We start from the raw sequence: 24,840 nt of genomic DNA, 5'->3' as shown, positions 1-24,840 counted from the left end.
TACAACGCTCCTAATAAGTTCTTGCTTTCGGTGGGAAAGCTTCACGGTGAACAGGTGCCATATTTACATTACGCTTAGACATTTCTTCAGTGTCAGGTGAGTAAATTGAGTGACATAACCAGTTTTCATCATCACGGTCTTGGAAATCTTGACGAGCATGTGCGCCACGTGATTCAGTTCGAAAGTTTGCCGCTTTTGCAGAACAGAACGCTGTTTCCATCAAGTTATCAAGCTCTAAACATTCAATACGCTGGGTATTAAACTCAGTAGACTTATCATCTAACTTGGCATTTTGTAGACGTTCACGAATTTCAGTTAATTCTTTCATACCTTCAGCCATGGCTTCACCTTCACGGAATACCGAGAAGTTAAGTTGCATACACTGTTGCAGGTCTTTACGAATTTGTACCGGATCTTCACCCGTTGTTGACGACTCCCAGCGATTAAAGCGCGCTAATGCTGCATCTAAATCAGAATCAGAAGCGTCTTTAGCTGATTGAGTTTCGTTCAAGTAAGTACCTAAGAAGTTACCTGCGGCACGTCCAAATACCACTAAATCAAGTAACGAGTTACCACCTAAGCGGTTGGCACCATGTACTGATACGTTGGCAATTTCACCTACAGCGAATAAGCCTTCAATAATGGTATCTTCACCAGTTTCAGGATTGAAGCTGATAGCTTGACCATTAACATTACAAGGTACACCACCCATTTGATAATGACAGGTTGGAATAACCGGAATTGGCTCTTCTGCAGGATGCACATGAGCAAAAGTTTCAGATAAGTCACAAACACCTGGTAGACGTTGCATCAGCGTTTCACGGCCTAAGTGATCTAACTTCAATTTAATGTGTGGACCGTATTGAGGATGGTCACAACCACGACCTTCACGGATTTCTGTCATCATTGAACGAGCAACAACGTCACGACCTGCTAAATCTTTAGCATTTGGTGCGTAGCGTTCCATAAAGCGTTCGCCGTCTTTATTGAGTAGATAACCACCCTCACCACGACAACCTTCAGTAACCAATACACCCGCACCAGCAATACCTGTTGGGTGGAATTGCCACATTTCCATATCTTGCATTTGTACGCCAGCACGAAGCGACATACCAACACCGTCACCAGTATTAATATGAGCGTTAGTTGTAGATGCGAAGATACGACCAGCACCACCTGTAGCCAGAACAGTTGCACGTGCTTTAAAGTAAACCACTTCACCTGTTTCGATACAAATAGCCGTAGTACCAACAACAGCGCCGTCACTGTTCTTAACTAAATCTAGCGCATACCATTCTGAGTAAACGTTAGTTTTGTTCTTAACGTTTTGTTGGTATAAGCAGTGTAATAAGGCATGACCTGTACGGTCAGCTGCAGCTGCAGTACGCGCAGCTTGCTCGCCACCAAAGTTTTTAGATTGGCCGCCGAATGGACGTTGGTAAATTTTACCTTGTTCGGTACGAGAGAATGGTAAACCCATGTTCTCAAGTTCAATAATAGACTCTGGACCTGTTTTACACATGTATTCGATTGCGTCTTGGTCACCGATATAATCAGAACCTTTAACGGTATCGTACATATGTTGTTCCCAATGATCTTCATGGGCGTTACCCAACGCTACAGTGATACCACCTTGCGCTGAAACCGTATGAGAACGAGTAGGGAAAACTTTTGAAATCAAAGCACAAGATTTGCCTGATTCAGAAATAGCTAAAGCGGCACGCATACCTGCACCACCGGCGCCAATTACAATGGCGTCAAATTCACGAATTGGAACGCTCACTTACACACCCCACACAGTTAGTAGGCCTGTTGCGAAATATACTAGCAACAAAACAGAAAAGAAAAATTGTAAACCACCGCGCAAAAACGCTGGTTTAATGTAATCAGACAGTACCTGCCAAACACCAATCCAAGCATGAATTAGTAAAGCTATAATAGCTAAAATGGTAAATATTTTAGTGCAAATACCTGCAAAGAATGCGCGCCAGATTTCAAATGTTACATCAGGAGTGGTAACAAAAAAACCAACTAAAAATAAGGTATACAGTGCTAAAATAATGGCACTTGCACGAAGAAGAATAAAGTCATGTACGCCACTACGGCCTACTGTTGCTGCATTGTTTACCATAATCGAACTCCTACTACTACAGTAAGCACCAACCAAAGTGCGATAATAAGTTTTGCCGTAGCATTACCCGACGCTAGCTCTTCAAAATGGCCTAAATCCATAAATAAGTGACGGATACCGCCAAGTAAATGGTAGATAAGCGCAGAAAGCGTACCCAGGATAATTATTTTGAAAAATACACCACTAAGTAGTGTTTCTACTTGGGCGAAACCTTCAGCAGAAGATAGAGATAAAGAAAGCGTCCACAATAAAATACCAATAGCGAATACCATGATCACACCAGAGATACGGTGCAATATAGAAGCGTTAGCTGCTGCATGCATTTTGATTGTTGACAAATCTAGGTTTACAGGACGTTGTTTTTTCACGATTGTTGCCTAAGGAGCTCTTGGAGCCTTCAACTTATTTTTACGTTATCTAAACCATAATTATGCTAGATAACCCCCCTCCGATTTGAATTATATTTTTACACTTAACATACGAATGCAAAAACAGAATTCAGATCGGCTTGATTATATAGATGAAAATCATTAATTACAATTTTCTTCCTGACAAGTTTTAGCCTAGTTTCAAGGCTTTCGACTAAATATTAACCATACGCAACAAAAAACTTTCCCGACATTTGACTTTAGTCTAAGTAACTCACAAACGAATTGACTTTTGGGGGGGGATCTGAAGTAGAATAGCTGCAGTTTAATATTCACAAAAATTGACTAAACATTTGGTTTTGACAATTTCAAGATAAATAAATTTTAATGGGGATGACACATATGGCTGAATCAAAAGCCTCTCTTAGTATCGACGGTAATGTAGTTGCCGACTTGCCAATTTTAAAAGGTAGTGCAGGTAACGAGGTAATAGATATACGTACATTAGGCGGCGCAGGCTACTTCACATATGACCCGGGTTTTTTAGCAACAGCCTCATGTGAGTCTGAAATTACCTTTATCGACGGTGACAAAGGTGTGCTACAACACCGTGGTTACCCTATCGATAGCCTTGCTAAGCAAGCTGACTACTTAGAAGTTTGTTATATTTTATTAAATGGTACAGCGCCGACTAAAGCCCAATATGACGAATTCACTAGCATCATCACTAACCATACTATGGTTCATGAAAAACTAGTTCATTTTTTCCAAGGTTTCTTACCAGATGCTCATCCAATGGCGATGTTATGTGGTGTTGTTGGTGCATTATCATCTTTCTATCACAGTGACTTAGATATTAATGAAGCCGACCAGCGTATGCGTAGTGCTCACCGCCTAATCGCAAAAATGCCAACAATCGCTGCAATGGCCTACAAATACAGTATTGGTCAACCATTCGTTTACCCACGTAATGATTTAACCTATGCGGAAAACTTTTTACACATGATGTTCTCTGTACCTGCAGAAGAATACGTTGTAAGCCCGACTATTGCTCGTGCAATGGACCGTATTTTCACACTTCATGCTGACCACGAACAAAACGCTTCAACGTCTACAGTACGTTTAGCAGGTTCATCAGGTGCAAACCCATATGCATGTATTGCAGCGGGTGTTGCTTCACTTTGGGGCCCTGCGCACGGTGGTGCTAACGAAGCTTGTTTAACTATGCTTGAAGAAATTGGTTCATTAGATCGCGTTGATGAGTTTGTAGCGAAAGCGAAAGACAAGTCTGACCCGTTCCGCTTAATGGGTTTTGGTCACCGCGTTTACAAAAACTTCGACCCTCGCGCAACGGTAATGCGTGAAACTTGTCATGAAGTTTTAAGCGAATTAGGCATTAAAGATCCGCTACTTGACGTTGCCATGGCGCTTGAGAAAGTAGCACTTGAAGACCCTTACTTTATTGAGAAGAAACTGTACCCGAACGTAGATTTCTACTCAGGTATTATCTTAAAAGCAATTGGTATTCCAACCAATATGTTCACAGTAATTTTTGCCATGTCACGTACTGTTGGCTGGATTGCACACTGGGATGAAATGTTAGGTCAACCAGGTCAAAAAATTGGTCGTCCTCGTCAAAAATACACCGGTGAAATCGATCGCGAATTTACACCATTAAACGAAAGATAGTTTTTCTATTTATCGTTCATAATTTAAAAGCAACCTACGGGTTGCTTTTTTGTTATCTAATTCTTTTATAAGATAAATAAATCTCTGTACATTGCTGTTACAATCACTATATTCTTAACCTAAAATTCAATCGAACAAATTGGCGATATTATACTTGTGTCTGAACCTATTTTAATTATTGATGAAAGCCGTTTAGTCCGTGAAGCAATGGCTAAAATATTGCTTTCTCGCGGACTACCAAAAACCAGGATAGCTTGCGTTGAAAGTATTGAAGACGCTATCGAGTTTTGTGAATTTTCTCCAATAAGTTTATTAATATGTTCAGACAGTTATGCCGATACAACCGCTATTGAAATTCATCAACAACTGCAAAGCTTGCTCTCTGTTGATAACTTACCTTTGTTGGTACTATCACAGCAAAGTAGTGCTGACAAAAACACTATACCTTTATCAGTAACTAACCAAATAACGATATATAAGCCATTTAAGCAGCAACAGGTCATTGAGGCACTATTTAGCTTAACGCAACTTGCCGCCTTTTCAGTAGCCGAGAATACGCAAGATAAAAGCTCTCCTACTGCAAATAAAATGGCAAAGCCTGAGCCCGCAAAGCCAAGCATTTTGGTCGTCGATGATGAAAGTAGCAATATTGATGTTGCCGCAGGAAATTTGCGTCAGCATTATCGCGTTATTGCAGCAAAATCAGGTGAACACGCATTAAAAATTATAAATGCAGGCAAACATACTATTGAGCTGATTTTATTAGATATTATGATGCCCAACATGGACGGTTATCAAGTCTGTGCTAGCTTAAAAAAACAGCCACTTACGGCAAGCATTCCGGTGATATTTCTCAGTGCAAAATCTGAAGTCGCCGATATTAAATATGGCTTTGACCTAGGTGCTGTTGATTATATTACCAAGCCGCTAAACGGTGATTTACTGCGCGCACGTGTTGCAACACATATTCGTTTACAGCAACAAAAGGCCGCACTTGCGCAGCAAGTGGTGACACTAAAAGAAAATGCAAAATTACGTGAAGACATTGAAAAAATTACCCATCATGATCTTAAAGGCCCACTAAATAACATTTTATTTGAAACCTTTCGACTGCAAGATAAATCTGCTGCAAAATCAATAAACAGTGCGGTTAACAACGTTGTTGACATGATCAACAATTCATTGAATTTATATAAAATCGAGCAAGGCATTTACCAGCTTTCTCCGCAGAGCGTCAATATTAATCAAATGATAAAAGATGCAGTTAATGCAGTAACCGTACTCGCCGATGAAAAGTCTCTTAAATTTAAATTTCAAGGCTTTGAACAAGAGATTCAAGTGAACGGTGAAGCATTGTTATGCTTATCAATTTTTAATAACTTGATTAAAAATGCTGTTGAGGCGTCGCAAGCTGACCAACAAATAACTCTCGCGCTAACGCATGAAAATAACTTTGTAAGTTTTCAAGTGGTTAATCAAGGCGTTATTCCCAAAGACATTCGAGAAAAACTATTTGATAAGTACAGTAGCTCGAACCATCATAGTGGTACTGGGCTTGGTACCTATTCAGCAAAATTAATGACGGAAGTACAACACGGCGAGATTTACTTTCAAATTATAGACGAACAGCAAACACGCTTTGTTGTTAACCTGCCATCGGCATAGCTTTTGCTCGCTAGTATTTTAAGCAAACTTTTGTCGATAACTTTTTGGTGTTACGCCAGTAAAACGTTTAAACAGCTGCCTAAAGCTACTAATATCTTCATAGCCAATTGACCATATTATTTGATTTATTGGCTCGGTAGTTTTTTCTAAACGCTGTTTTGCGTGCTCAACTCTTATACGTTGTAAATAACTTAATGGCGTTTCATCCGTTGCTTGTTTAAAGCGCCGTTTAAAGGTTCTAGCGCCTAAGCCAACATGTTCCGCCAGTTCGTCAATTAATATTTCATTACTAAAGTGTGATTCTATCCACTCTTGTGCCTTTAATATCTGCTGGTCGTCGTGGGTTTTCTGTGCTTGAAACGATGCATAAGGCGATTGTTTCTGCCTAACCGGGTCAAAAACAATAAGCTTTGCACAATCTGAAGCAATATCTTTACCGGCATATTTATCGACTAAATACAGTGCTAAATCGATATAAGACATAGAGCCGCCAGAGCAAATTACATTATCGTTATCAATTAACATGCGATCGCAATCTAAACGAATTGACGGAAACAGTCGCCTAAAAAGATCGGCACTGCGCCAATGTGTGGTTGCAACTTTACCATTTAATAAGCCGCAAGATGCTAAAATGAAACTACCGGTACAATAACTAGCTATGGTAGTCCCCTGTTGCTGGCACTCAATAAGCCATTGTTTTACCATTGGTAAATTATCAATCATAACGTCATCAGCGCAACAGTCGATCACCGCACGTACCGATGACGATACAATGATAATATCAGGGTACTCATTCGCTTTAATTTCTGCGGTAGGTGCAATGGCGATGCCGTTATAGCCCGTAACCGGCTTATTATTCATAGTAACGATGTTACATTCAATTTCACTTTCTCTTTGTTCTATATAACGTTGTTGCCGGCAATATTCTGCAGCAAAAAACACATCGACTAAACCGTAAACACCAGAAATAACACATTGGTTAGACGCTAAAACTGCAATTTTCATTATAAAAGACCTTAAAACGATGTCACAATTACCAGTAATAATGTCAAATATGCCACCCCTAATTCTCGACTACAAGCGTTAAACTTGTTTTTCTAGCAATTAATACGAAATAAACAGGAATTTATTTTATGAAAACTTTGATCAAATCGATAAAAGCATTACATTTATTGCTGCTTTTCCTCTCAATATTTACACTCGCAGTACTTCCTTGGCTAACAAATGCTGAAATAATCACCAGTTTTGTATATTTACCGCTTGGTTTTTTATTTTTGGGCATCATAAGTTTTAATATTGAAAATAAACTAAATAAATATGAAGAAGCGATAAATAATCATGAGCAGTTATTTGATAAGAAAAAATGCTTAATTTATCGCGGAATATGCTGCTTACACTCTTAATGTTTAATGATTTACCCTGCTATAATGCGCTGCGCATTTTTAGCTAACGGTTTTTTAAATTTATGTCTGATTATCAATTAAGGTTTGGCGGTATATCTCGCTTATACGGCAACAATGGTGCTAATGCACTGCAACAAGCACACTTTTGTGTAATAGGCATTGGTGGCGTTGGCTCTTGGGTTGCCGAAGCATTTGCCCGCAATGGTGTTGGTCAGCTAACCTTAATTGATTTAGATGATTTATGCGTCACCAATATAAATCGACAAATACATGCACTAACAGAGACCGTTGGCTTAAGTAAGGTTGATGTAATGGCGGATAGAATTAAGCAGATCAACCCTGAATGCCAAGTTAATGTTATTGAAGATTTTGTGACACTAGAAAACGTTCAATCATTATTGCCAAGTTCGATTGACTACGTAATTGATGCTATTGATTCAGTGCAGGTGAAGTGTGCAATAATTGCTCATTGTAAACGTAATAAACTACCAATGATCACCATTGGCGGTGCAGGTGGTCAAATAGACCCAAGTAAAATTGCCATTGCTGATTTAAGCCAAACCTTTCAGGATCCACTTTTAGCAAAAGTGCGCAATCAATTACGCCGCGAATATAACTTTTCTCGTAACGTTAAACGAAAGTTTTCAATTGATGCAATATTTTCCAGTGAACAACTACGTTATCCTGATAACGACGGCAATGTTTGCCATGCCAAACAAGCAACTGATGGCGCCATGCGTCTCGACTGTAGTGGCGGTTTTGGCGCAGCAACCCATGTAACGGCATGCTTTGCATTCTTTGCAGTTGGCAAAGCAATAGATAAATACCTTAAGCGAGCTATTAAATAGTTGCTTTAATTGTCTGAAACTATTGAGTGAATTTTCTTTACGATAGCATTTAAACCATTACCTCGAGAAGGACTTAAGTGCTGCAATAAACCAAGCTTTGTAAAGTAATTTTGCATATCAAACGCTAGTATTTGAGCACCGTTTTTGTCATTAACTGCAGCTAAAACAATTGCAATCAAACCACGAATAACTTTAGCGTCACTATCACCTTGAAACTGAAAAGCTCCATTAGTAGCCTTTTGATGATTAAGCCAAGCTTTACTTTCACAGCCAGATATCAGTGATTGTTCATTCTTCATGTTTTCAGGTAAACGAGTCTGATTTTTCCCGAGTAACATGATCTGACGATGTTTGCTATCCCACCCTTTAGCCTGTTGAAATAATATTAAAATATCATCAATATGCAAAGCAGACTGCTTTTCTTTTCTGTCAGGTTTTGGAGCTTGCATTTTATTTGCTATCGCAAGTTCTGCCAATGCCGGAGCAACGCTAGCCCGCTGTTGGCTAATACTAACTAAGGCGTGTACAACTTTGTCTATTTCTTCATAGCTATTATAGGCCGCTAACGACAAGCGAATACAACCATTAATATTTAAGTATTGCATTAATGGCATAGCGCAATGGTGGCCACTTCTTACAGCAATGCCTAAACTATCAAGTGCTGTTGCAACGTCATGGTTATGATGTCCTAGCAAAGTAAAACTAAAAACAGGAATCTCAGGTTGGCCATCAACGATAAAACTTAAGCCAGGAATTTGCGATAAATGTTGATAACAATACTGTAAAAGTTCTTGTTCATAGCAAGCAAGTTGGCTGAGCTGACAGTTTTCGATAAATTCGATAGCCGCGCCAAAAGCAATTACACCAGCAATATTCGGCGTTCCGGCTTCAAATTTATGCGGCAAATCATTAAATGTCGTTTTGGTAAAACTTACCTGTTTGATCATTTCACCACCCGCTTGATATGGTGACATATCAAGCAATGTCTGAGCCTTACCATAGAGAACACCAACGCCCGTTGGCCCATACATTTTATGAGCAGAAAATACGTAAAAATCACAGTCGAGCATTTGCACATCAACAGGTAAGTGCGCTATCGCTTGTGCGCCATCAATTAAGGTTAATGCTTGAAACTTTTTTGCATATTTTATGACGTCACTAACAGGGTTTACTCGACCCAAAACATTTGAAATATGAGAACAACACACTATACGAGTTTTTGTACCTATGACATCAGCTAGCTTGGATATATCTATTCGCCCTTGCTCAGTAAGTGCTAGTACTTTAATTTTTGCGCCGGTTTGCTCTGCAACAATTTGCCAAGGTACTATGTTGGCATGGTGTTCCGCATAGCTTAAAACAATTTCATCACCGGGTTTTAAATTTGATCGTCCCCAAGATTGAGCTACTAAATTAATACTTTCCGTCGTGCCCTTTGTCCATATAATCTCTTTATGCGACTTGGCATTAATAAAACGTTTTACTAACTCACGAGAAGATTCATATGCGGATGTGGCCTTTGCACTTAACGCATGTGACGCGCGATGAACGTTGGCATTGCAAGTATGATAATAATGCTGATGACTATCAATAACCGCCTTTGGCTTTTGCGTACTGGCGGCATTATCAAAATAAACCAACGGCTTATCATTAATGAATTGATTTAAAATTGGGAATTGTTGACGAAAGTCAGTGGCAGAAAAAGCGCTCATACAGTCTATCATTTAAAATTAATGCAATAAGAAGTTCATTTAATTGTCATTATTATATCTTAACTTATCAGCTTAGTTCTCTATATCACCGTAAAAATGCGCACAGTTTTGCAAAATTTGTCATGCTAAAAGCAGCAAAAACGGTAAAATTGCGCTATAACTTAGTAAGAGTAAAACAAGGAGGCAGCTGTATGTCACTATTTTCATGGTTTATTCGAACGACAAGAGTAAATTCTCCTAAAAATAACAAAATGTCGTTAGAGCAAGAATTAACAACATTTAACAACAATACCATGTGGCCTATTGCCAAAGTTAGAAACAATACTATAGTTCAGCAACAAACATATATTAATTCTGCTACACATATAAATAATGTAGAAGAAAAAAAACTATTTAAGGAAAATAATTCCACAGTAATTAAACAACATTAACAAAAGCACAGCTACATTAGTTAGCTGTGCTTTTTAATGCTCTTCAATCAAACATAACTGATCGCAAAACATCTCTGGCCTGCTCAATCTTTCCTTCTCTGACAAGGTCTCGGCTGACATTATAATGATAACTTGGCATCAAATAACGCTTTGGAGCGTGCTTTAACATATCTATATACGCCTGCGGAAATGGTAATTCAAAATACTCCAACTTTGTTCTACCAGCATATGGTTTAAAAGCCTGAACATGAGAATTTTTTTGACAGCTTTTGGCAGGAAATACGCCAATGTCATTTCTATACTTCTTCGGTGTACCCAGCTGCCAGCCATCTTTCACCTTCGACAAAATTGGTGTAGTGGTTTTAATTAAACTTGCCCACGGCAACTGGGAAAGTATGCTATTTCTAATTTCGCTTCTCGCACCACGATAATACTCAGTAAGCGTAACAATATTATGTGCAAAGGCACTTTCTTGCGTTTGTTGACACTTTTGATGTTGTACTGGTAACGGGTACTCATCAATAAAACCTAAAAAATGTGACAACTCATGGCTAAGAACATTCACATCATCTTGTTGATCAAGATACATAATACCATTGTCAACATTAGCACCACCTTGCTCGACAACTACACCAATATATCGACTAATAATATCACTGCGATTGCCCCAGACGCTAGCATTGCATTTAATCATTTCATCAGCATCATGCTGACACTCAATATCGCCAGCAGCTATATACTTAGGAGGATATAAGCAAATTGTTTGGGAAAGAGCCGTTTGCTGGAATTGCTCAATTAAATACTTGGCATGCCTAAGCGTTGACAAACTTGTCGCGAACAGTTGTACATCAATATCACAAGACTTACTAATTTTTTCACTATGCCAATTAAAGACAGAATAGGACACTAGTTCATGGTAAAAAGCGGGTTCATTAAACGCGGCAAGCGTAGATTCATATTGTGTAATAAAGTCGATATCGTCAAGTTTTAAAGCAAGTTTATATAATAAAATTAATGCCCTTTCTTCAATTATTATCGGCAATAGTAACTCTTTTGCTTTTTTATACTGTTGGGAATGAAAGTAATAATTGGCTAAAGCAATATGGGCGCGCTTGTTTTGTAGGCGAATAGCCGCTTTAAACCAAAGTACAGCACTATTTTTCTGTTGATTTTCAAAATAATAATTCGCTAGTTGAAAAGCAACATCGCCATTGCTCTGCGCATATATCTTAGCCAAATGTACCCAAGCGCCGCGGTTGTTAGTTTCTAATAAGGTACTAAGGCGTTGTTCATTTTTAATATAAAATTCTATGCTATCTATTAACGCTAACTCTTGCTCTGAAATCGTTGCTTGTGAAATGGACTTATGAAGGTAGTTAACAAAAAAAAATGAGCTTAGTAATAATATTACTAAGCTCATTAGCGTTATTTTAAAGCCAAATCTCACGAGTAAACGACTCTAAGGTGCTTTTGTTTGTTGCATTGCTTGTCGCATTAAGTCAATTTCTAACTTTGCATATCTATGTTCTACAAATTCGTAAACATTGGTACTTAAGGCTAGTTTGAAAAAGTTAATCGCAGAATTAACATCACCTTTCATTTGACTGTACTTCCCCAAATAAAAGTAAGCTTCACATAAACGTTCGGTCAGTGCCTTATTAGAACTGACTTTATCTGCTAAACGATGAATAAACTCTGACTGGCTGATATTGCCTAAATATAAGTTAATAACATTTTTAGCCCACACATTTTCATCAATTAATTGTGCATAAGCTAACAAGTTTTGCTCCGCTTTCACTTTATCAGTTTCTACATCTGCTAAGTATTGCCATAACACACGGTAAGGATCGTTTTGTTGGTATTGACGAAACATTTTAAAGTCATCGGCAGCCAAACTTGGACGGCCACCATAATATAATGCAATACCACGATTTAAATAAGCATATTCGTGATCTGGAGCTAATTCTATCGCTGAATCAAACGCATCATAAGCTTGGTTAAATTCTTGTAACTGTGTGAAATGAATACCTAAAAAGTTATAGGCATCTACCATGTCTGGTTTCAAGTTAATAGCTTGGTTAAAATCAAAACGTGCTAAAGCTCGCAGCCCTACTTTGTCATATTCGACGCCACGTTGATAAAATAGTTCAGCACGTTGGCCATCACTTATTTCAGCACGTTGTAAAACTTGACTTAGTCGTGCTAACGCAATTTCACTTTTATAACTAATCGCATTTGGCTCAGCAATAATAAGCTGACCAATAACCGAGGGGCTTGTTTCATTAACAGTACTGCTACAGCCTTGTGCTAATACCAAGCCAGAAATAAATAATATTTTGGAAAAAATAGCTTTTGAAAGAGTCACTTTTGAAAATTGTTTTCTGGAAATAAATTTATTATTAAGTAAACGCACGAAATACATAACCTTTAGTCAATTTTTAACTTTTCGAGTATATAAAAAAGGGAGCTAATAAGCTCCCTTTTTATCAACAGATCTATGTAATTAAGTTTATCGAAATTATATAGACGTTATTTTAATAACCACTTACTCAGCAGCATCTGCTTCTGGAGCTGATTCAGCTGGTTTCTCTACCGCTTCTTTCATACTTAAACGTACGCGGCCTTGACGGTCAACTTCAAGTACCTTAACAGTAACTTCTTGACCTTCCTTTAGCACGTCGCTTACTGCATTTACACGCTCTTCAGAAATTTGAGAGATGTGAACTAAGCCATCTTTACCTGGTAATACGTTTACAAACGCACCAAAGTCAACAATACGAACAACTTTACCTGTGTAAATTGTACCTACTTCAATTTCTGCTGTTAGGGCTGTAATACGAGCAATGGCATCTTTCGCCTGCTCGCCGTCAGTTGCCGCAATTTTAACTGTACCATCATCTTCAATTTCAATAGTAGTACCAGTTTCTTCCGTTAATTGACGAATTGTCGCGCCACCTTTACCTATAATGTCACGGATTTTATCTTGTGAAACTTTCATAGTGTGAATACGCGGAGCAAATTCAGAAATCTCTTCACGGTGTCCTTCAATTGCTTCATCCATTACACTTAAGATATGTGTACGAGCAGCTTTTGCTTGGTTTAACGCAATTTGCATGATTTCTTGTGTGATACCTTCAATCTTGATATCCATTTGAAGAGCAGTAATACCGCCGGTTGTACCTGCAACTTTAAAGTCCATGTCGCCTAAATGATCTTCATCACCTAAGATATCTGAAAGAACAACGAAGTTTTCGCCTTCTTTAACTAGACCCATAGCAATACCCGCAACAGATGCTTTAATTGGTACACCTGCATCCATCAATGCTAGTGAAGTACCACAAACTGATGCCATTGACGATGAACCGTTTGATTCAGTAATTTCAGAAACAACACGAACAGCATACGGGAACTCTTCAGCTGTAGGCATAACCGCTAACATACCGCGTTTTGCTAAACGACCATGGCCGATTTCACGACGCTTTGGAGAACCAACAAAACCAGTTTCACCAACACAGTATGGAGGGAAGTTATAGTGCAACATAAAGTTGTCAGTTTTCTCGCCCATGATAGTATCAAGGCGTTGTGCATCACGTTGTGTACCTAGCGTTGCTGTTACTAGTGCTTGTGTTTCACCACGGGTAAATACCGCAGAGCCGTGAGTACGTGGTAATACACCTGTCATTACGTCTAATGCACGGATCATTTCTGGGTCACGACCATCAATACGTGGCGAACCTTGAGTGATACGACCACGAACAACTGATTTTTCTAAATCGTGGAATAAATCTTTTGCTTCTTGCACGTTAAGTTCAGCATCAGCTTCAAGTAATTGCTCAACAACAGCATTACGGATTTCAGCAACTTTTTCATAACGCGCTGCTTTTTCAGTAATTTGGTAAGCTTCATTTACTTGTGCTTCAGAAAGCTCAGCAATTTTAGCAATTAGCTCAGCATTTTTAACTGGTGCTTGCCATTCCCATTTAGGGTTGTTTACTTCAGCAGCCATTTCGTTAATTGCAGTAATAGCCGTTTGCATTTGTTCGTGACCATATACTACAGCGCCTAACATTACTTCTTCCGAAAGTACGTCAGCTTCTGATTCAACCATTAATACCGCTGAATCAGTACCTGATACAACTAAGTCTAGTTGTGATGTTTCAAGTTCAGATTGTAACGGGTTAAGAATGTATTTGCCGTCAGTATAACCAACGCGTGCAGCACCAACAGGACCATTAAATGGCATACCTGAAATAGCTAATGCTGCAGATGTACCCAATAATGAGATGATATCAGGGTTGATTTCTGGATTAGCAGAAACAACAGTAATAATAACCTGCACTTCGTTATTAAACCCTTCAGGGAATAATGGACGAATTGGACGGTCAATTAAACGCGCAATTAGTGTTTCTTCTTCAGATGGACGACCTTCACGCTTAAAGAAACCACCTGGAATTTTACCAGCAGCGTAAGTACGCTCTTGGTAGTTAACTGTTAATGGAAAGAAGTCTTGACCTTCTTTCACTTCTTTTTTACCAACAACAGAAACAAGTACTGACGTGTCGTCCATGCTAGCCATTACAGCGCATGATGCTTGGCGAGCAATAACACCGGTTTCAAGCGTTACGGTATGTTGACCAAACTCAAAGGTTTTAGTAACTGGTTTGAACATATAATAAGTTCCTTAAATATTTTAGATTTTAATCAATCTGTACAATTATTTATTCACTTAGCTATATGCTTAAATATTTATTTTAAATATTAAGGCGTTAACATAAGTAACGCACTAAGTAGAACAAAAAATTATACAGTTTGATTGATTAGTTTTTTGCAATTATAAATTTTGCACGCACATTATACTTAACGAATAGGTTTTTACTAGCGTCAATGCGTAATTGTTCAGCGTTAGCGTTAAAATCCAGCAAATAGCTGGATTATCTCAAGGTAGTGCTATGCTACGCGACATTATCAACTACTATTTTGTTCTTACATTGCTTAAACAAATACAAACTACGCAAAATCAGTGCAAGCAAGCCTGAAAATTCGATCAGCATTGCCATGCCAAACAGCCAATATAAGCTGCTATAAGCTATGGTAATAATAAGCGCGATGCTCGACAGTAAATGCGAGTAAAATAACCATCGACCATGCTTTTTCAGCAATAACTCATGCATATGTGGTAGATGTGCCATCGCTGAAAAGTTGCTCATACATAAGTTTTGCAGATGAGTGTAAGTTAAAAATGGGGTGATCTTTAAAAGCATTGCTTCAATAATACTGAGCAAATATAAATAAATAAAAATTGCGCCTAACAATAACGATTTTTTACCAAGAAACACTGAATCAATAATTGATTCGGGGATTAGATATAAAATGGTAAGCACCAGAAAACTAGCTGCAGCAAACTGCCAAAGCTGCACACTGGTGTCACTGACCTTACGTTTTCTTTGCGTTAACAGCTTTAGTACAACTAAATTAAAACTACTAACTAGCACAAGCAAGCACGCAATAATAAAACTCCCCGCTAAGCTGCTTGGAAGAAATAAAAATAATGAAAAAAGCAACACTGCCAGTAATACAGACATATACTTTGCCAACAATTTGGGAAAGTTAGGCGTAACGTGAAACATTGGGATAATTTGTAAACTAACAGCAAAAATGAGTATACCTGCCCAACCAATACCACCTATTAATGCATGAATATCAGTATAATTTTTATTAGCAATAAAGCTAAACTCACGGCCAACATAGCTACTCGTTTGCATAAGTAACAACAATCCCAACAAAACCACCACCACCAATGCCAATACCGCCAATCTAATACCAATAATGGTATTTCCTTGACTAAGTTTTTGCGTTAAAACTCGTGCAACTGAAAAAATGTAATATGTAAAACCTACACCTAGCGCCAACATGGCTGTAACTTGAAGGAATTGATTAGGAATTAAAAAGTGTAGCGCAAGTGCCAATGTTCCGAATGTATGTAAGGCATGAGAAATTGTAGCTACCTTTGAAGCGTTTCGAATGCCAACCCCACCGACTACTGGTAAAAATTGATATATAGCCCCCATCATTACCATAGAAATAAAGCCTAATGTAAATAAATGCGTAATGGCGAGCATTTGAGGTTGCCAGCGACTTAACCATAGTGACTCCCCAAAGAATAATATCAGCACTGACGTTAAGATCATAAACACAACGGCACTGACAAAGTAGCGAAACGGTACGCTAATCGCTGGTAAGGCACTAAATGATAAACTTGCTAAATTCATGTGTACTTAGAGGAACTTTGAACAATAAAGTCTGTAAATTTTTGGCTATTTTGTTGATGAGCAATATGAATAATAACACTGTCTTCAGCTATTTTTTCGCTGTGATATAACCAACCATTGGCTACCAAGCGTTCATATAGAGGAAATGGCTCCCGACTATGAAATACCTTAAGTATACCGTTATTTGGTAACTTGGCTAACGCAGATAATATAACTTGCATTGGCTCAGGTGGAGCCAATGCAGTAACACTTACTTCTATTATTATCATCTTGGTTTACTAGCCATTTTTTAGTGCTTTACAATGTTCTTCAACGCTAGCAAGTAGTGCTTCCGGCTCTGGTACACGTTGTTGCGTCATCGGATATAACATCATTTCTTCTTTCATATTATGCTGTTGCATTAGCACCATTAATGTTTCAGACGCGCCAATATAACTATCTTTACTCTCACTTGTTAATGCTTGCAGTAATTCCGCAACTAATGCTCGCATTTGCTGATGTTCACCGCGCATCACTTGTGTTGGCCCTTGAGTGATCCCTGTTGCTTGCTCAAACTCTGGAAATAGAATATTTTCTTCCGCTTGTAAATGTAACTCTAGTTCTTCAGAAAACTGAGTAAAAGCTTGCTTTGCCAATGACCAGTTATTATCAGAAACAGCATTTTCAGCAGCGATAAAAAACTCATCACATTCGCGATGTTTTGTGGTCATAAATTCAGGGATAGATGTCATAAAAATTTCCTCGTCATTAATTAAGGAGATTTTAGTCTATTAGCACGATTTTTCTTTGATATAGCATAACAATAACGTCAACATCGAATTCCATTATAAGTTTTAGTGCTATACAACCTAGATATAAGCTGCTGCCATCTGCGCTTTCTGAACTTTTTATGCCTTAACATTCAAGCATAAAAAAAGGAGCCTATGGCTCCTTTGAAAATTCTTTGCTTACTTTAACAGTAAAGCTTGTCTTAGCGACGTAAACCTAATTTACCGATTAAAGACGTGTAACGTTCAACGTTTTTGCCTTTTAAGTAATCAAGTAATTTACGACGTTGGCTTACCATGCGTAATAAACCACGACGAGAGTGGTGATCATGGATGTGCTCTTTAAAGTGACCTTGTAAGTGGTTGATTTGTGTAGTTAACAAAGCAACTTGTACTTCTGGAGAACCAGTGTCACCTTCAGATTGTGCGTATTCTGCAACAATAGCAGCTTTTTCAGCAGCGTTTAAAGACATAATATTTACCTTAATTTTAGTGTTTTAAAAATCGCGTCGAGCCGAACACTAAATCAGCAAGACGTTCTAAAGAGCGCGTATTCTAGCAACTACGATTGTAATTGCAACATTAACTTATATTTTGTTTTGCTGGAATTACTAATTATATACAAAACCCAAACACGCTAATTTACAATTTTTTAAAAACATATTAACAATAATTTAAAAATTCAATTGGACATATCAATAGCAAATAATTAGAATTGCCGCTCGATATACTAACTAAAGGAATAATAGTGAGAAAAACTATAATTTTGTTAACATTTACAATATTATTTTCCGGTTGTGCTTCTACTAAATCAGCAAACGATGGGTCGGCAGACGTAGAAAAGAAAAAATCATGTACATCAATAAAAGTAATGGGTAGTAAATTACCTAAACGTGTATGTAAATCTTAATATTATATAGGAGCATTTGTTGCTCCTTTTTTATAATACAGTAATTCGTTTTGGTGCTACTAAACCGTCATCGTCAATTTGACCAACACCAATAAACTCACCCGTTTCTACATTATCACCAATAAAAACTTGCACTAAACCTTCACTCGGCGCACCAGAACATTGTACTGGGTTACCGTGACGTAAAAAGTTTGCCGACATATCATCAACAAATACCTCAGGTATTCCGTCACAAGCGGTAGTCATAGGTAGTAATAATGGATCTAAATAAATTGATGGAGCAACATCTTCACTTTGCGCCTTTTCAAGTAATGCCTCTAACTGTTCTAAAGTAACCATACGATCAGTCGGGTAATTGCCAACAGCACTACGGTGTAATTTCGCAACATGTGCACCACAACCAAGTAACTCACCTAAATCATCAATGATTGTGCGAATATAAGTACCTTTTGAAACATGAATATCTAAATCTACTTCATCACCTTCAAAGCGTAACAACTCTAAATTATAAACGGTGATATCACGTGATTCTCTTGGCACCTCTATGCCTTCTCGCGCATACTTATATAAAGGCTGTCCTTGATATTTCAGTGCCGAATACATTGACGGAACTTGCTGTGTGGTACCGCGAAAGCTATCTAACGCCTTTGCTAATTGTTGCTCGGTAACATTCACTACTTTTTCAGAAACAACTTCACCATCAACATCACTGGTAGTAGTACGAATACCTAACTTAGCCGTAACTTGATAAGTTTTATCCGTATCAAGCAAGAATTGAGAAAACTTAGTCCCTTCGCCTAAACATACTGGCAGCATACCTGTCGCTAATGGGTCCAACGCTCCCGTATGCCCAGCTTTTTGAGCAAAGTAAATGCGCTTCACTTTTTGTAAGGCAGTATTTGACGACATGTCATAAGGCTTATCGAGCAGCAAAACACCGTTTATTGGGCGGCCTTTTCTTTTCTTCGCCATTGTTATTCGCTCTTTAGTTCTTTATCATTATCGCCTTGATGATTTTTCTCATCTGCCGCGATTGCTTTATCCACCAAATTCCCCATACGCACACCTTCGACCATAGATTTGTCATAAACAAACCTTAGTTCCGGCATAATACGCGCTTTAATTCGTTTAGCTAATAAGGTACGAATGTAGCTTGCTGCTTCATTTAGTACTTCTAATGAATGATCAATATTTTGACCTTCTAAAGTAAAAAAGGTCACAAATATTTTGGCGTAGGCTAAGTCACGGGTAATTTCTACTGCATTTACCGTTACCATACCTAAACGAGGGTCTTTAACTTCGCGTTGAATAATCATCGCGATTTCTTTTTGAATTTCTTGGGCGACTCGATCGGTTCGAGCAAATTCTCTAGCCATTATAAACTCCTAACAAAAACGGAGGCTAAGCCTCCATTTCTCAATATTATTCCAAATTTCTGTTGCTTTAAATTGAAGTTAGCGACTTTTAGAACAAAAAGGAAGCACGCAGTTGACGCATGTCAATGAGTACTTCCGATGCCGTTATTAAAGTTGCTAGCAAAAATATAAAGTTACAGTGAGCGTTTAACTTCTACCGTCTCAAATACTTCAATTTGGTCACCAACACGTACATCATTGTAGTTCTTAACACCGATACCACACTCAGTACCGTTGCGAACTTCTTGTACATCGTCTTTAAAGCGACGTAACGACTCTAGCTCACCTTCGTAAATAACCACGTTTTCACGTAGTACACGAATAGGAGCAGAACGTTTGATAATGCCTTCTGTAACCATACAACCCGCAATCGCACCAATTTTCGGCGACTTAAATACGTCACGAACTTGTGCTAAACCAATAATTTCTTGCTTGAACTCAGGTGCAAGCATACCACTCATGGCTTGTTTCACTTCGTCAATCAAGGCGTAAATAACGCTGTAGTAACGTAAATCAATTTTCTCAGATTCAATTACTTTACGAGCAGCGGCGTCCGCACGAACGTTAAAGCCAACTACAATCGCATTTGACGCAGCAGCAAGTGTTGCATCAGTTTCTGTAATACCACCGACACCAGAGCCGATAATTTTAACTTTAACTTCATCTGTTGAAAGTTTCACAAGTGAGTCTGAAATTGCTTCAAGTGAACCTTGTACATCAGATTTAAGTACTACGTTAACTTCAGAAATATCGCCTTCAGCCATGTTAGAGAACATGTTTTCAAGTTTCGATTTTTGCTGACGAGCAAGTTTCACATCACGGAATTTACCTTGACGATATAACGCAACTTCACGTGCTTTCTTCTCATCTTTAACGACAGTCGCTTCATCACCTGATTGTGGTACACCACTTAGACCTAAAATTTCAACTGGAATTGAAGGACCCGCTGACTTAATTGCACGACCATTTTCATCACGCATTGCACGAACACGACCGTATTCTAAACCACAAAGAACGATATCACCTTGGTTTAAAGTACCTTCTTGAACTAGTACCGTTGCCACAGGGCCTCGGCCTTTATCCAATTTAGACTCAACCACAACACCGTTAGCCATTTTATCTACAACGGCAGTTAATTCTAATACTTCAGATTGTAATAAAATTGAATCTAGTAGTTCGTCGATGCCTAAACCTGTTTTAGCTGAAACATGACAGAACTGTACGTCACCACCCCAATCTTCAGGGATAACATCGTGTTGTGACAATTCAGTCTTCACTCGATCAGGATCTGCCGTCTCTTTATCCATTTTGTTTACAGCGATAATAATTGGCGCGTCTGATGCTTTTGCATGTTGAATCGCTTCAATTGTTTGTGGCATAACGCCATCATCAGCAGCAACAACGATAATAACGATATCAGTTGCTTTTGCACCACGAGAACGCATTGCCGTAAATGCAGCGTGACCTGGAGTATCTAAGAAAGTGATCATACCATGACCCGTTTCTACGTGATAAGCACCGATATGCTGGGTAATACCACCGGCTTCGCCATCAGCAACTTTTGCTTCACGAATGTGGTCTAGCAATGATGTTTTACCATGGTCAACGTGACCCATAATAGTCACTACTGGCGCACGCGTTATAGCATCACCTGCATCGCCACGGTCAGAAAGTACGGCTTCTTCCAAAGCGTTTTCTTTCACTAATACCACTTCACGACCCATTTCTTCAGCAACTAATGCCGCAGTTTCTTGGTCAATAACTTGGTTGATAGTCGCCATAGCGCCCATCTTAAACATGACTTTAACAACTTCAGCACCTTTAACCGACATTTTATTTGCCAATTCAGCAACAGAAATTGTTTCGCCAATGCGAACTTCTGACATTTTAGCTTCAACTGGTTTTTGGAAACCATGTTTTAAACTTTGTGGTGCCGATAAACTTAATTTACCTTTACCTTTGCCGCTTCTACCGCCACGGTTTTTATCTTGGCCAGCTGGCTTTTTCTTACGACGACGACGTCCACCTTCATCAGCGGAGTCACTCTTATCTTCCGCTTCTTGTGCGTATTTAGAAGAAGTTAAGTGTACTACTTCTTTTTCTTTCGCTTTACGCTCAGCTTCTTGTGCTTTCCAACGGGCTTCATTTTCTTCAGCCAATTTACGCGCTTTTTCAGCCGATAAGCGTGCTTCTTCTTCAGCTTTAGCAGCTAATTCAGCTTCTTGTTGTAAGCGTAATTTCTTAGCTTCTTCTGTTTCAGCTGGTGCTGGCGCAGGTTTAGCTGCTGATTCTTCAATGCTTTTCGCTTTAGCGACAGCTGCTTGTTTAGCTTTTGCTTCAGCTTCGGCCTTTGCTTTTGCCGCCGCTTCGGCTTCAGCTTCTGCTTTTGCTGCAGCTGCTGCACGAGCATTCTCAGCTTCTTTTGCCTCTGCTTCAGCTTTTGCTTTTGCTTCAGCTTCGGCTTTTATACGCGCTTCTTCAGCAGCTTTTGCTTCTGCTTCTGCTTGTTGCTGCTCTTCTAAATCGCTACGTTTTACATAAGTACGTTTTTTACGTACTTCTACTTGTACCGATTTTGCTTTGCTACCGTGTCCCAGCACTAGTGTTGATTTTTTCTTACGGCTAAGCGTCATTTTGCTAGGGCTAGCTGTTGAGTCATCACCGTGTTGCTTTTTCAAATGTTCAAGCAGGGTTTCTTTTTCTTCTTGCGAAACAGAATCAGTTGCCGATTTTTTCACGCCTGAGTCAGCCAATTGGCTTACTAAGCGATCCACCGGTGTACCGATTTCTTTGGCAAGTTCTTCTACCGTTACGTTTGCCATCTATATAATTCTCCCGGTGTCTTATTCTTCGTTAAACCAACAAATGTTACGTGCAGCCATAATTAGCTCGCCCGCTTTGGTTTCATCTAATTCTTCAATGTCTGATATTTCGTCAACGCCTTGCTCAGCAAGGTCTTCTAATGTTGAAATACCACGACTCGCTAATACGAACGCTAAATGACGATCTAAGCCTTCAAGAGCTAATAAATCTTCTGCTGGCTCCGCGCCTTCAAGTGTTTCTTCACTTGCTAATGCTTGTGTAGTAATTGCCGCTTTAGCACGATCTCGTAACTCTTCAACAATTTCTTCATCCATGCCGTCTATTTCAAGCATTTCAGCAACAGGTACGTAGGCAATTTCTTCTAACGAAGTAAATCCTTCTTCAACTAGCATCAAAGCAAAATCTTCATCAAGGTCTAACTTCTCAGTAAACAGTGTTAATACCTTGTCGTTTTCAGCTTGATGCTTCTCATTCATGTCAGCAACAGTCATTACGTTAAGTTCCCAGCCAGTTAACTGGCTTGCTAAACGAACGTTTTGGCCACTACGACCAATAGCCATCGCTAAATTACCTTCTTCAACCGCAATGTCCATAGTGTTTTTGTCTTCATCAACAATGATAGAAGCAACTTCAGCTGGCGCCATTGCATTGATAACGTATTGTGCTGGATTGTCGTCGTATAAAACGATATCTACACGTTCACCGCCAAGTTCACCTGATACGGCTTGAACACGTGAACCACGCATACCAACACAAGCACCAACTGGGTCAATACGCTTATCGTTACTTTTTACAGAAATTTTCGCGCGAGAGCCAGGGTCGCGAGCCGCTCCTTTGATCTCAAGCATTTCTTCACCGATTTCTGGCACTTCAACGCGAAATAATTCAATTAACATGTCAGGCTTAGTACGACTAACAAATAATTGGGCACCGCGTGCTTCTGGCTTAATTTCATAAAGTAAGCCACGTACACGATCACCCGGACGGAAACTTTCACGGGGTAGCATATCATCACGATACACAATCGCTTCAGCATTGTTACCTAAGTCTAAAATTACACTATCGCGGCTAGCTTTTTTCACAACACCAGTAATAATTTCGCCAACTTGCTCTTGGTAAGCGTCAACAATTAAGCCTCGCTCTGCTTCACGAATTTTTTGTACAATTACTTGTTTAGCAGTTTGTGTTGTAACACGGTCAAATTTAACTGACTCAATTTGCTCTTCGACAAAATCGCCAATGTTTAACTCTGGGTTTTCATACTGTGCTGCTGCCAAGCTAATTTCAGCGTATGGATTTTCCATCGGTGTTTCGCTTTCATCGATGACTAACCAACGACGGAATGTGTCAAACTCACCACTTGCGCGGTCAATACATACACGAACTAAAATTTCACCTTCATATTTCTTTTTCGTTGCAGTTTCTAAAGCGGTTTCCATTGCTTCAAAAATGCTTTCTCGTGGTAATGCCTTCTCATTAGAAACAGCATCTACGACCAGTAATATTTCCTTACTCATGCTAGTTAGCCTTTCTCATTATTTTAAAATTATTTATTATGGTTATAAACAAGGTGAGCCTTGTCTACATTACTGATAACAAGTTCATATTCTTCGTTATCAACCATTACAATTAAGCTGTCATTTTCAATGGCAACTAACTTACCTTTAAATTTGCGACGACCATTTAATGGCATCGAAAGTTTTACTTCTATTGTTTCGTCAACAACCGCGGCAAAGTGCGATTTATCAAAAAGTGGACGATCAAGCCCAGGTGACGAAACCTCTAAATTGTATTCACTGCTAATTGGGTCTTCTACGTCGAGAATAGCCCCTACTTGATGACTAACTTCAGCGCAGTCATCAACATCGATACCATTTTCATGATCGATAAAAATTCTTAAAACTGAGTGATTACCTGCGCTGATAAATTCAACGCCTAATAGTTCCTTGCCTGTTTCTTCTACGGCAGGACGTAACATGTCAGTTAGTTTGTGTTCAAATTTAGCCAATCAATTTTCTCCAAATTGGACGAGTCCAGAAACAAAAAAAGGGCATAAAGCCCAGCGATTTACCTTGCTGTCATTGCACCTTTTTATGTTCTCAAGATACAAAAAAGCCCCATTACGCGGGGCTTATTTCACTGAACCCACGATGTAAGCCAAGTAAACCTTGACTTTTTACAACAATATTTTAGTTAATTAACTATATTAAGTTAAACTAACTACTCAGTGAAATATTGCTATATTTAAGCGTGGCGAATTATATAGCGTTGTCTTAGTCATAGCAAGTTAATTTTCCCTGCAACTTACCTAGCTAAACAGAAAGTTACCTAGTGATTTAAAAAAGAAAAATATAAATTTACCTAACATTACTATAATAATTATTGCGGCATTATCAGATAGTTAGTAAA

Annotated in this window: 22 protein-coding genes; 5 read left to right on the top strand and 17 right to left on the bottom strand. The window is 38.8% G+C overall.

Features of this window, described 5'->3' with window-relative positions; translation table 11 throughout:
* Nucleotides 1-10 precede the first annotated feature (10 nt).
* Genes sdhA through sdhC form a run of 3 tightly spaced genes read right to left on the bottom strand, consistent with a single transcriptional unit; the run spans nucleotide 11 to nucleotide 2,499 of the window.
* Nucleotides 11-1,783 (bottom strand): succinate dehydrogenase flavoprotein subunit, encoded by a 1,773-nt coding sequence (sdhA, locus tag AC27HL_RS11335; RefSeq protein ID WP_487081099.1) that lies wholly within the window; start codon nucleotides 1,781-1,783, stop codon nucleotides 11-13.
* Nucleotides 1,784-2,131: a succinate dehydrogenase, hydrophobic membrane anchor protein gene (sdhD, locus tag AC27HL_RS11330; RefSeq protein WP_487081098.1), complete on the bottom strand. Its 348-nt coding sequence runs from the start codon at nucleotides 2,129-2,131 to the stop codon at nucleotides 1,784-1,786.
* Entirely contained in the window at nucleotides 2,125-2,499 is a 375-nt protein-coding gene (sdhC, locus tag AC27HL_RS11325) for a succinate dehydrogenase, cytochrome b556 subunit (RefSeq protein ID WP_487081097.1), read from the bottom strand. The genes sdhD and sdhC overlap by 7 nt, the downstream gene beginning before the upstream one ends.
* 402 nt (nucleotides 2,500-2,901) lie before the next feature.
* Here sdhC and AC27HL_RS11320 point away from each other — a divergent pair, with 402 nt between their 5' ends.
* A complete protein-coding gene (locus AC27HL_RS11320; RefSeq protein ID WP_487081096.1) occupies nucleotides 2,902-4,188 on the top strand; it encodes a citrate synthase in 1,287 nt (428 codons plus the stop codon).
* 156 nt (nucleotides 4,189-4,344) lie between these two features.
* Nucleotides 4,345-5,853 (top strand): ATP-binding response regulator, encoded by a 1,509-nt coding sequence (locus AC27HL_RS11315; RefSeq protein WP_487081095.1) that lies wholly within the window; start codon nucleotides 4,345-4,347, stop codon nucleotides 5,851-5,853.
* Between the two features lie 18 nt (nucleotides 5,854-5,871).
* Here AC27HL_RS11315 and AC27HL_RS11310 read toward each other — a convergent pair whose 3' ends face one another.
* Nucleotides 5,872-6,858, bottom strand: coding sequence for a GlxA family transcriptional regulator (locus AC27HL_RS11310; RefSeq protein ID WP_487081094.1), 987 nt, complete (start codon nucleotides 6,856-6,858; stop codon nucleotides 5,872-5,874).
* 128 nt (nucleotides 6,859-6,986) lie between these two features.
* On the opposite strand from AC27HL_RS11310, the gene AC27HL_RS11305 reads away from it, so the two are divergent.
* Together AC27HL_RS11305 and tcdA are read left to right on the top strand one after the other, a co-directional pair.
* Nucleotides 6,987-7,256: a hypothetical protein gene (locus tag AC27HL_RS11305; protein ID WP_487081093.1), complete on the top strand. Its 270-nt coding sequence runs from the start codon at nucleotides 6,987-6,989 to the stop codon at nucleotides 7,254-7,256.
* A 62-nt stretch (nucleotides 7,257-7,318) separates the two neighbouring features.
* On the top strand, nucleotides 7,319-8,104 hold the full coding sequence (gene tcdA / locus AC27HL_RS11300) for a tRNA cyclic N6-threonylcarbamoyladenosine(37) synthase TcdA (protein WP_487081092.1): 786 nt from the start codon (nucleotides 7,319-7,321) through the stop codon (nucleotides 8,102-8,104).
* 5 nt (nucleotides 8,105-8,109) lie between these two features.
* On the opposite strand, the gene AC27HL_RS11295 is transcribed toward tcdA, so the two are convergent.
* A complete protein-coding gene (locus tag AC27HL_RS11295; protein ID WP_487081091.1) occupies nucleotides 8,110-9,816 on the bottom strand; it encodes a SufS family cysteine desulfurase in 1,707 nt (568 codons plus the stop codon).
* Nucleotides 9,817-9,938: 122 nt separating this feature from the next.
* Here AC27HL_RS11295 and AC27HL_RS11290 point away from each other — a divergent pair, with 122 nt between their 5' ends.
* Nucleotides 9,939-10,247 (top strand): hypothetical protein, encoded by a 309-nt coding sequence (locus tag AC27HL_RS11290; protein WP_487081090.1) that lies wholly within the window; start codon nucleotides 9,939-9,941, stop codon nucleotides 10,245-10,247.
* A gap of 43 nt (nucleotides 10,248-10,290) precedes the next feature.
* Here the strand turns inward: AC27HL_RS11290 and AC27HL_RS11285 are convergent, their stop codons facing one another.
* From AC27HL_RS11285 to rimP, 12 genes are all read right to left on the bottom strand, one after another.
* The gene (locus AC27HL_RS11285) at nucleotides 10,291-11,667 is read right to left on the bottom strand and encodes a tetratricopeptide repeat protein (RefSeq protein ID WP_487081089.1); all 1,377 of its coding nucleotides are present in this window, start codon (nucleotides 11,665-11,667) and stop codon (nucleotides 10,291-10,293) included.
* Nucleotides 11,668-11,706: 39 nt separating this feature from the next.
* Nucleotides 11,707-12,660 carry a lipoprotein NlpI gene (nlpI, locus tag AC27HL_RS11280; RefSeq protein ID WP_487081088.1) on the bottom strand — a complete coding sequence of 318 codons (954 nt, stop codon included), beginning with the start codon at nucleotides 12,658-12,660 and terminating at the stop codon, nucleotides 11,707-11,709.
* A gap of 132 nt (nucleotides 12,661-12,792) precedes the next feature.
* Nucleotides 12,793-14,916 carry a polyribonucleotide nucleotidyltransferase gene (gene pnp, locus AC27HL_RS11275; RefSeq protein ID WP_487081087.1) on the bottom strand — a complete coding sequence of 708 codons (2,124 nt, stop codon included), beginning with the start codon at nucleotides 14,914-14,916 and terminating at the stop codon, nucleotides 12,793-12,795.
* Nucleotides 14,917-15,199: 283 nt separating this feature from the next.
* Entirely contained in the window at nucleotides 15,200-16,516 is a 1,317-nt protein-coding gene (locus AC27HL_RS11270; protein ID WP_487081086.1) for a hypothetical protein, read from the bottom strand.
* Nucleotides 16,513-16,785, bottom strand: a complete 273-nt coding sequence (locus tag AC27HL_RS11265) for a DUF2249 domain-containing protein (protein WP_487081085.1) — start codon at nucleotides 16,783-16,785, stop codon at nucleotides 16,513-16,515. Before AC27HL_RS11265 ends, AC27HL_RS11270 begins: the two co-directional genes overlap by 4 nt.
* Nucleotides 16,786-16,794: 9 nt before the next feature.
* Nucleotides 16,795-17,247 (bottom strand): hemerythrin domain-containing protein, encoded by a 453-nt coding sequence (locus tag AC27HL_RS11260; RefSeq protein ID WP_487081084.1) that lies wholly within the window; start codon nucleotides 17,245-17,247, stop codon nucleotides 16,795-16,797.
* A 239-nt stretch (nucleotides 17,248-17,486) separates the two neighbouring features.
* Nucleotides 17,487-17,756: a 30S ribosomal protein S15 gene (rpsO, locus tag AC27HL_RS11255; RefSeq protein WP_487081083.1), complete on the bottom strand. Its 270-nt coding sequence runs from the start codon at nucleotides 17,754-17,756 to the stop codon at nucleotides 17,487-17,489.
* A gap of 467 nt (nucleotides 17,757-18,223) precedes the next feature.
* Nucleotides 18,224-19,165 carry a tRNA pseudouridine(55) synthase TruB gene (gene truB, locus AC27HL_RS11250; RefSeq protein ID WP_487081082.1) on the bottom strand — a complete coding sequence of 314 codons (942 nt, stop codon included), beginning with the start codon at nucleotides 19,163-19,165 and terminating at the stop codon, nucleotides 18,224-18,226.
* Nucleotides 19,166-19,167: 2 nt separating this feature from the next.
* Nucleotides 19,168-19,569: a 30S ribosome-binding factor RbfA gene (rbfA, locus tag AC27HL_RS11245; protein WP_487081081.1), complete on the bottom strand. Its 402-nt coding sequence runs from the start codon at nucleotides 19,567-19,569 to the stop codon at nucleotides 19,168-19,170.
* A gap of 173 nt (nucleotides 19,570-19,742) precedes the next feature.
* Nucleotides 19,743-22,430 carry a translation initiation factor IF-2 gene (gene infB, locus AC27HL_RS11240; protein WP_487081080.1) on the bottom strand — a complete coding sequence of 896 codons (2,688 nt, stop codon included), beginning with the start codon at nucleotides 22,428-22,430 and terminating at the stop codon, nucleotides 19,743-19,745.
* A 21-nt stretch (nucleotides 22,431-22,451) separates the two neighbouring features.
* The gene (gene nusA / locus AC27HL_RS11235; RefSeq protein ID WP_487081079.1) at nucleotides 22,452-23,948 is read right to left on the bottom strand and encodes a transcription termination factor NusA; all 1,497 of its coding nucleotides are present in this window, start codon (nucleotides 23,946-23,948) and stop codon (nucleotides 22,452-22,454) included.
* A gap of 29 nt (nucleotides 23,949-23,977) precedes the next feature.
* On the bottom strand, nucleotides 23,978-24,439 hold the full coding sequence (rimP, locus tag AC27HL_RS11230) for a ribosome maturation factor RimP (RefSeq protein WP_487081078.1): 462 nt from the start codon (nucleotides 24,437-24,439) through the stop codon (nucleotides 23,978-23,980).
* Nucleotides 24,440-24,840 lie beyond the last annotated feature (401 nt).

This window comes from Colwellia aquaemaris (assembly GCF_057548755.1).
Note: the sequence above shows the minus strand (reverse complement) of the source record. Positions and strands in the feature narration are given on the sequence as shown.

Bases quoted from the DNA above. Each gene is read 5' to 3' on its own strand.
- sdhD (WP_487081098.1), bottom strand. From the start codon at position 2,131: ATGGTAAACAATGCAGCAACAGTAGGCCGTAGTGGCGTACATGACTTT.
- AC27HL_RS11320 (WP_487081096.1), top strand. From the start codon at position 2,902: ATGGCTGAATCAAAAGCCTCTCTTAGTATCGACGGTAATGTAGTTGCC.
- AC27HL_RS11310 (WP_487081094.1), bottom strand. From the start codon at position 6,858: ATGAAAATTGCAGTTTTAGCGTCTAACCAATGTGTTATTTCTGGTGTT.
- AC27HL_RS11305 (WP_487081093.1), top strand. From the start codon at position 6,987: ATGAAAACTTTGATCAAATCGATAAAAGCATTACATTTATTGCTGCTT.
- tcdA (WP_487081092.1), top strand. From the start codon at position 7,319: ATGTCTGATTATCAATTAAGGTTTGGCGGTATATCTCGCTTATACGGC.
- AC27HL_RS11295 (WP_487081091.1), bottom strand. From the start codon at position 9,816: ATGAGCGCTTTTTCTGCCACTGACTTTCGTCAACAATTCCCAATTTTA.
- AC27HL_RS11290 (WP_487081090.1), top strand. From the start codon at position 9,939: ATGCTAAAAGCAGCAAAAACGGTAAAATTGCGCTATAACTTAGTAAGA.
- AC27HL_RS11285 (WP_487081089.1), bottom strand. From the start codon at position 11,667: ATGAGCTTAGTAATATTATTACTAAGCTCATTTTTTTTTGTTAACTAC.
- pnp (WP_487081087.1), bottom strand. From the start codon at position 14,916: ATGTTCAAACCAGTTACTAAAACCTTTGAGTTTGGTCAACATACCGTA.
- AC27HL_RS11270 (WP_487081086.1), bottom strand. From the start codon at position 16,516: ATGAATTTAGCAAGTTTATCATTTAGTGCCTTACCAGCGATTAGCGTA.
- AC27HL_RS11265 (WP_487081085.1), bottom strand. From the start codon at position 16,785: ATGATAATAATAGAAGTAAGTGTTACTGCATTGGCTCCACCTGAGCCA.
- AC27HL_RS11260 (WP_487081084.1), bottom strand. From the start codon at position 17,247: ATGACATCTATCCCTGAATTTATGACCACAAAACATCGCGAATGTGAT.
- rpsO (WP_487081083.1), bottom strand. From the start codon at position 17,756: ATGTCTTTAAACGCTGCTGAAAAAGCTGCTATTGTTGCAGAATACGCA.
- truB (WP_487081082.1), bottom strand. From the start codon at position 19,165: ATGGCGAAGAAAAGAAAAGGCCGCCCAATAAACGGTGTTTTGCTGCTC.
- rbfA (WP_487081081.1), bottom strand. From the start codon at position 19,569: ATGGCTAGAGAATTTGCTCGAACCGATCGAGTCGCCCAAGAAATTCAA.
- infB (WP_487081080.1), bottom strand. From the start codon at position 22,430: ATGGCAAACGTAACGGTAGAAGAACTTGCCAAAGAAATCGGTACACCG.
- nusA (WP_487081079.1), bottom strand. From the start codon at position 23,948: ATGAGTAAGGAAATATTACTGGTCGTAGATGCTGTTTCTAATGAGAAG.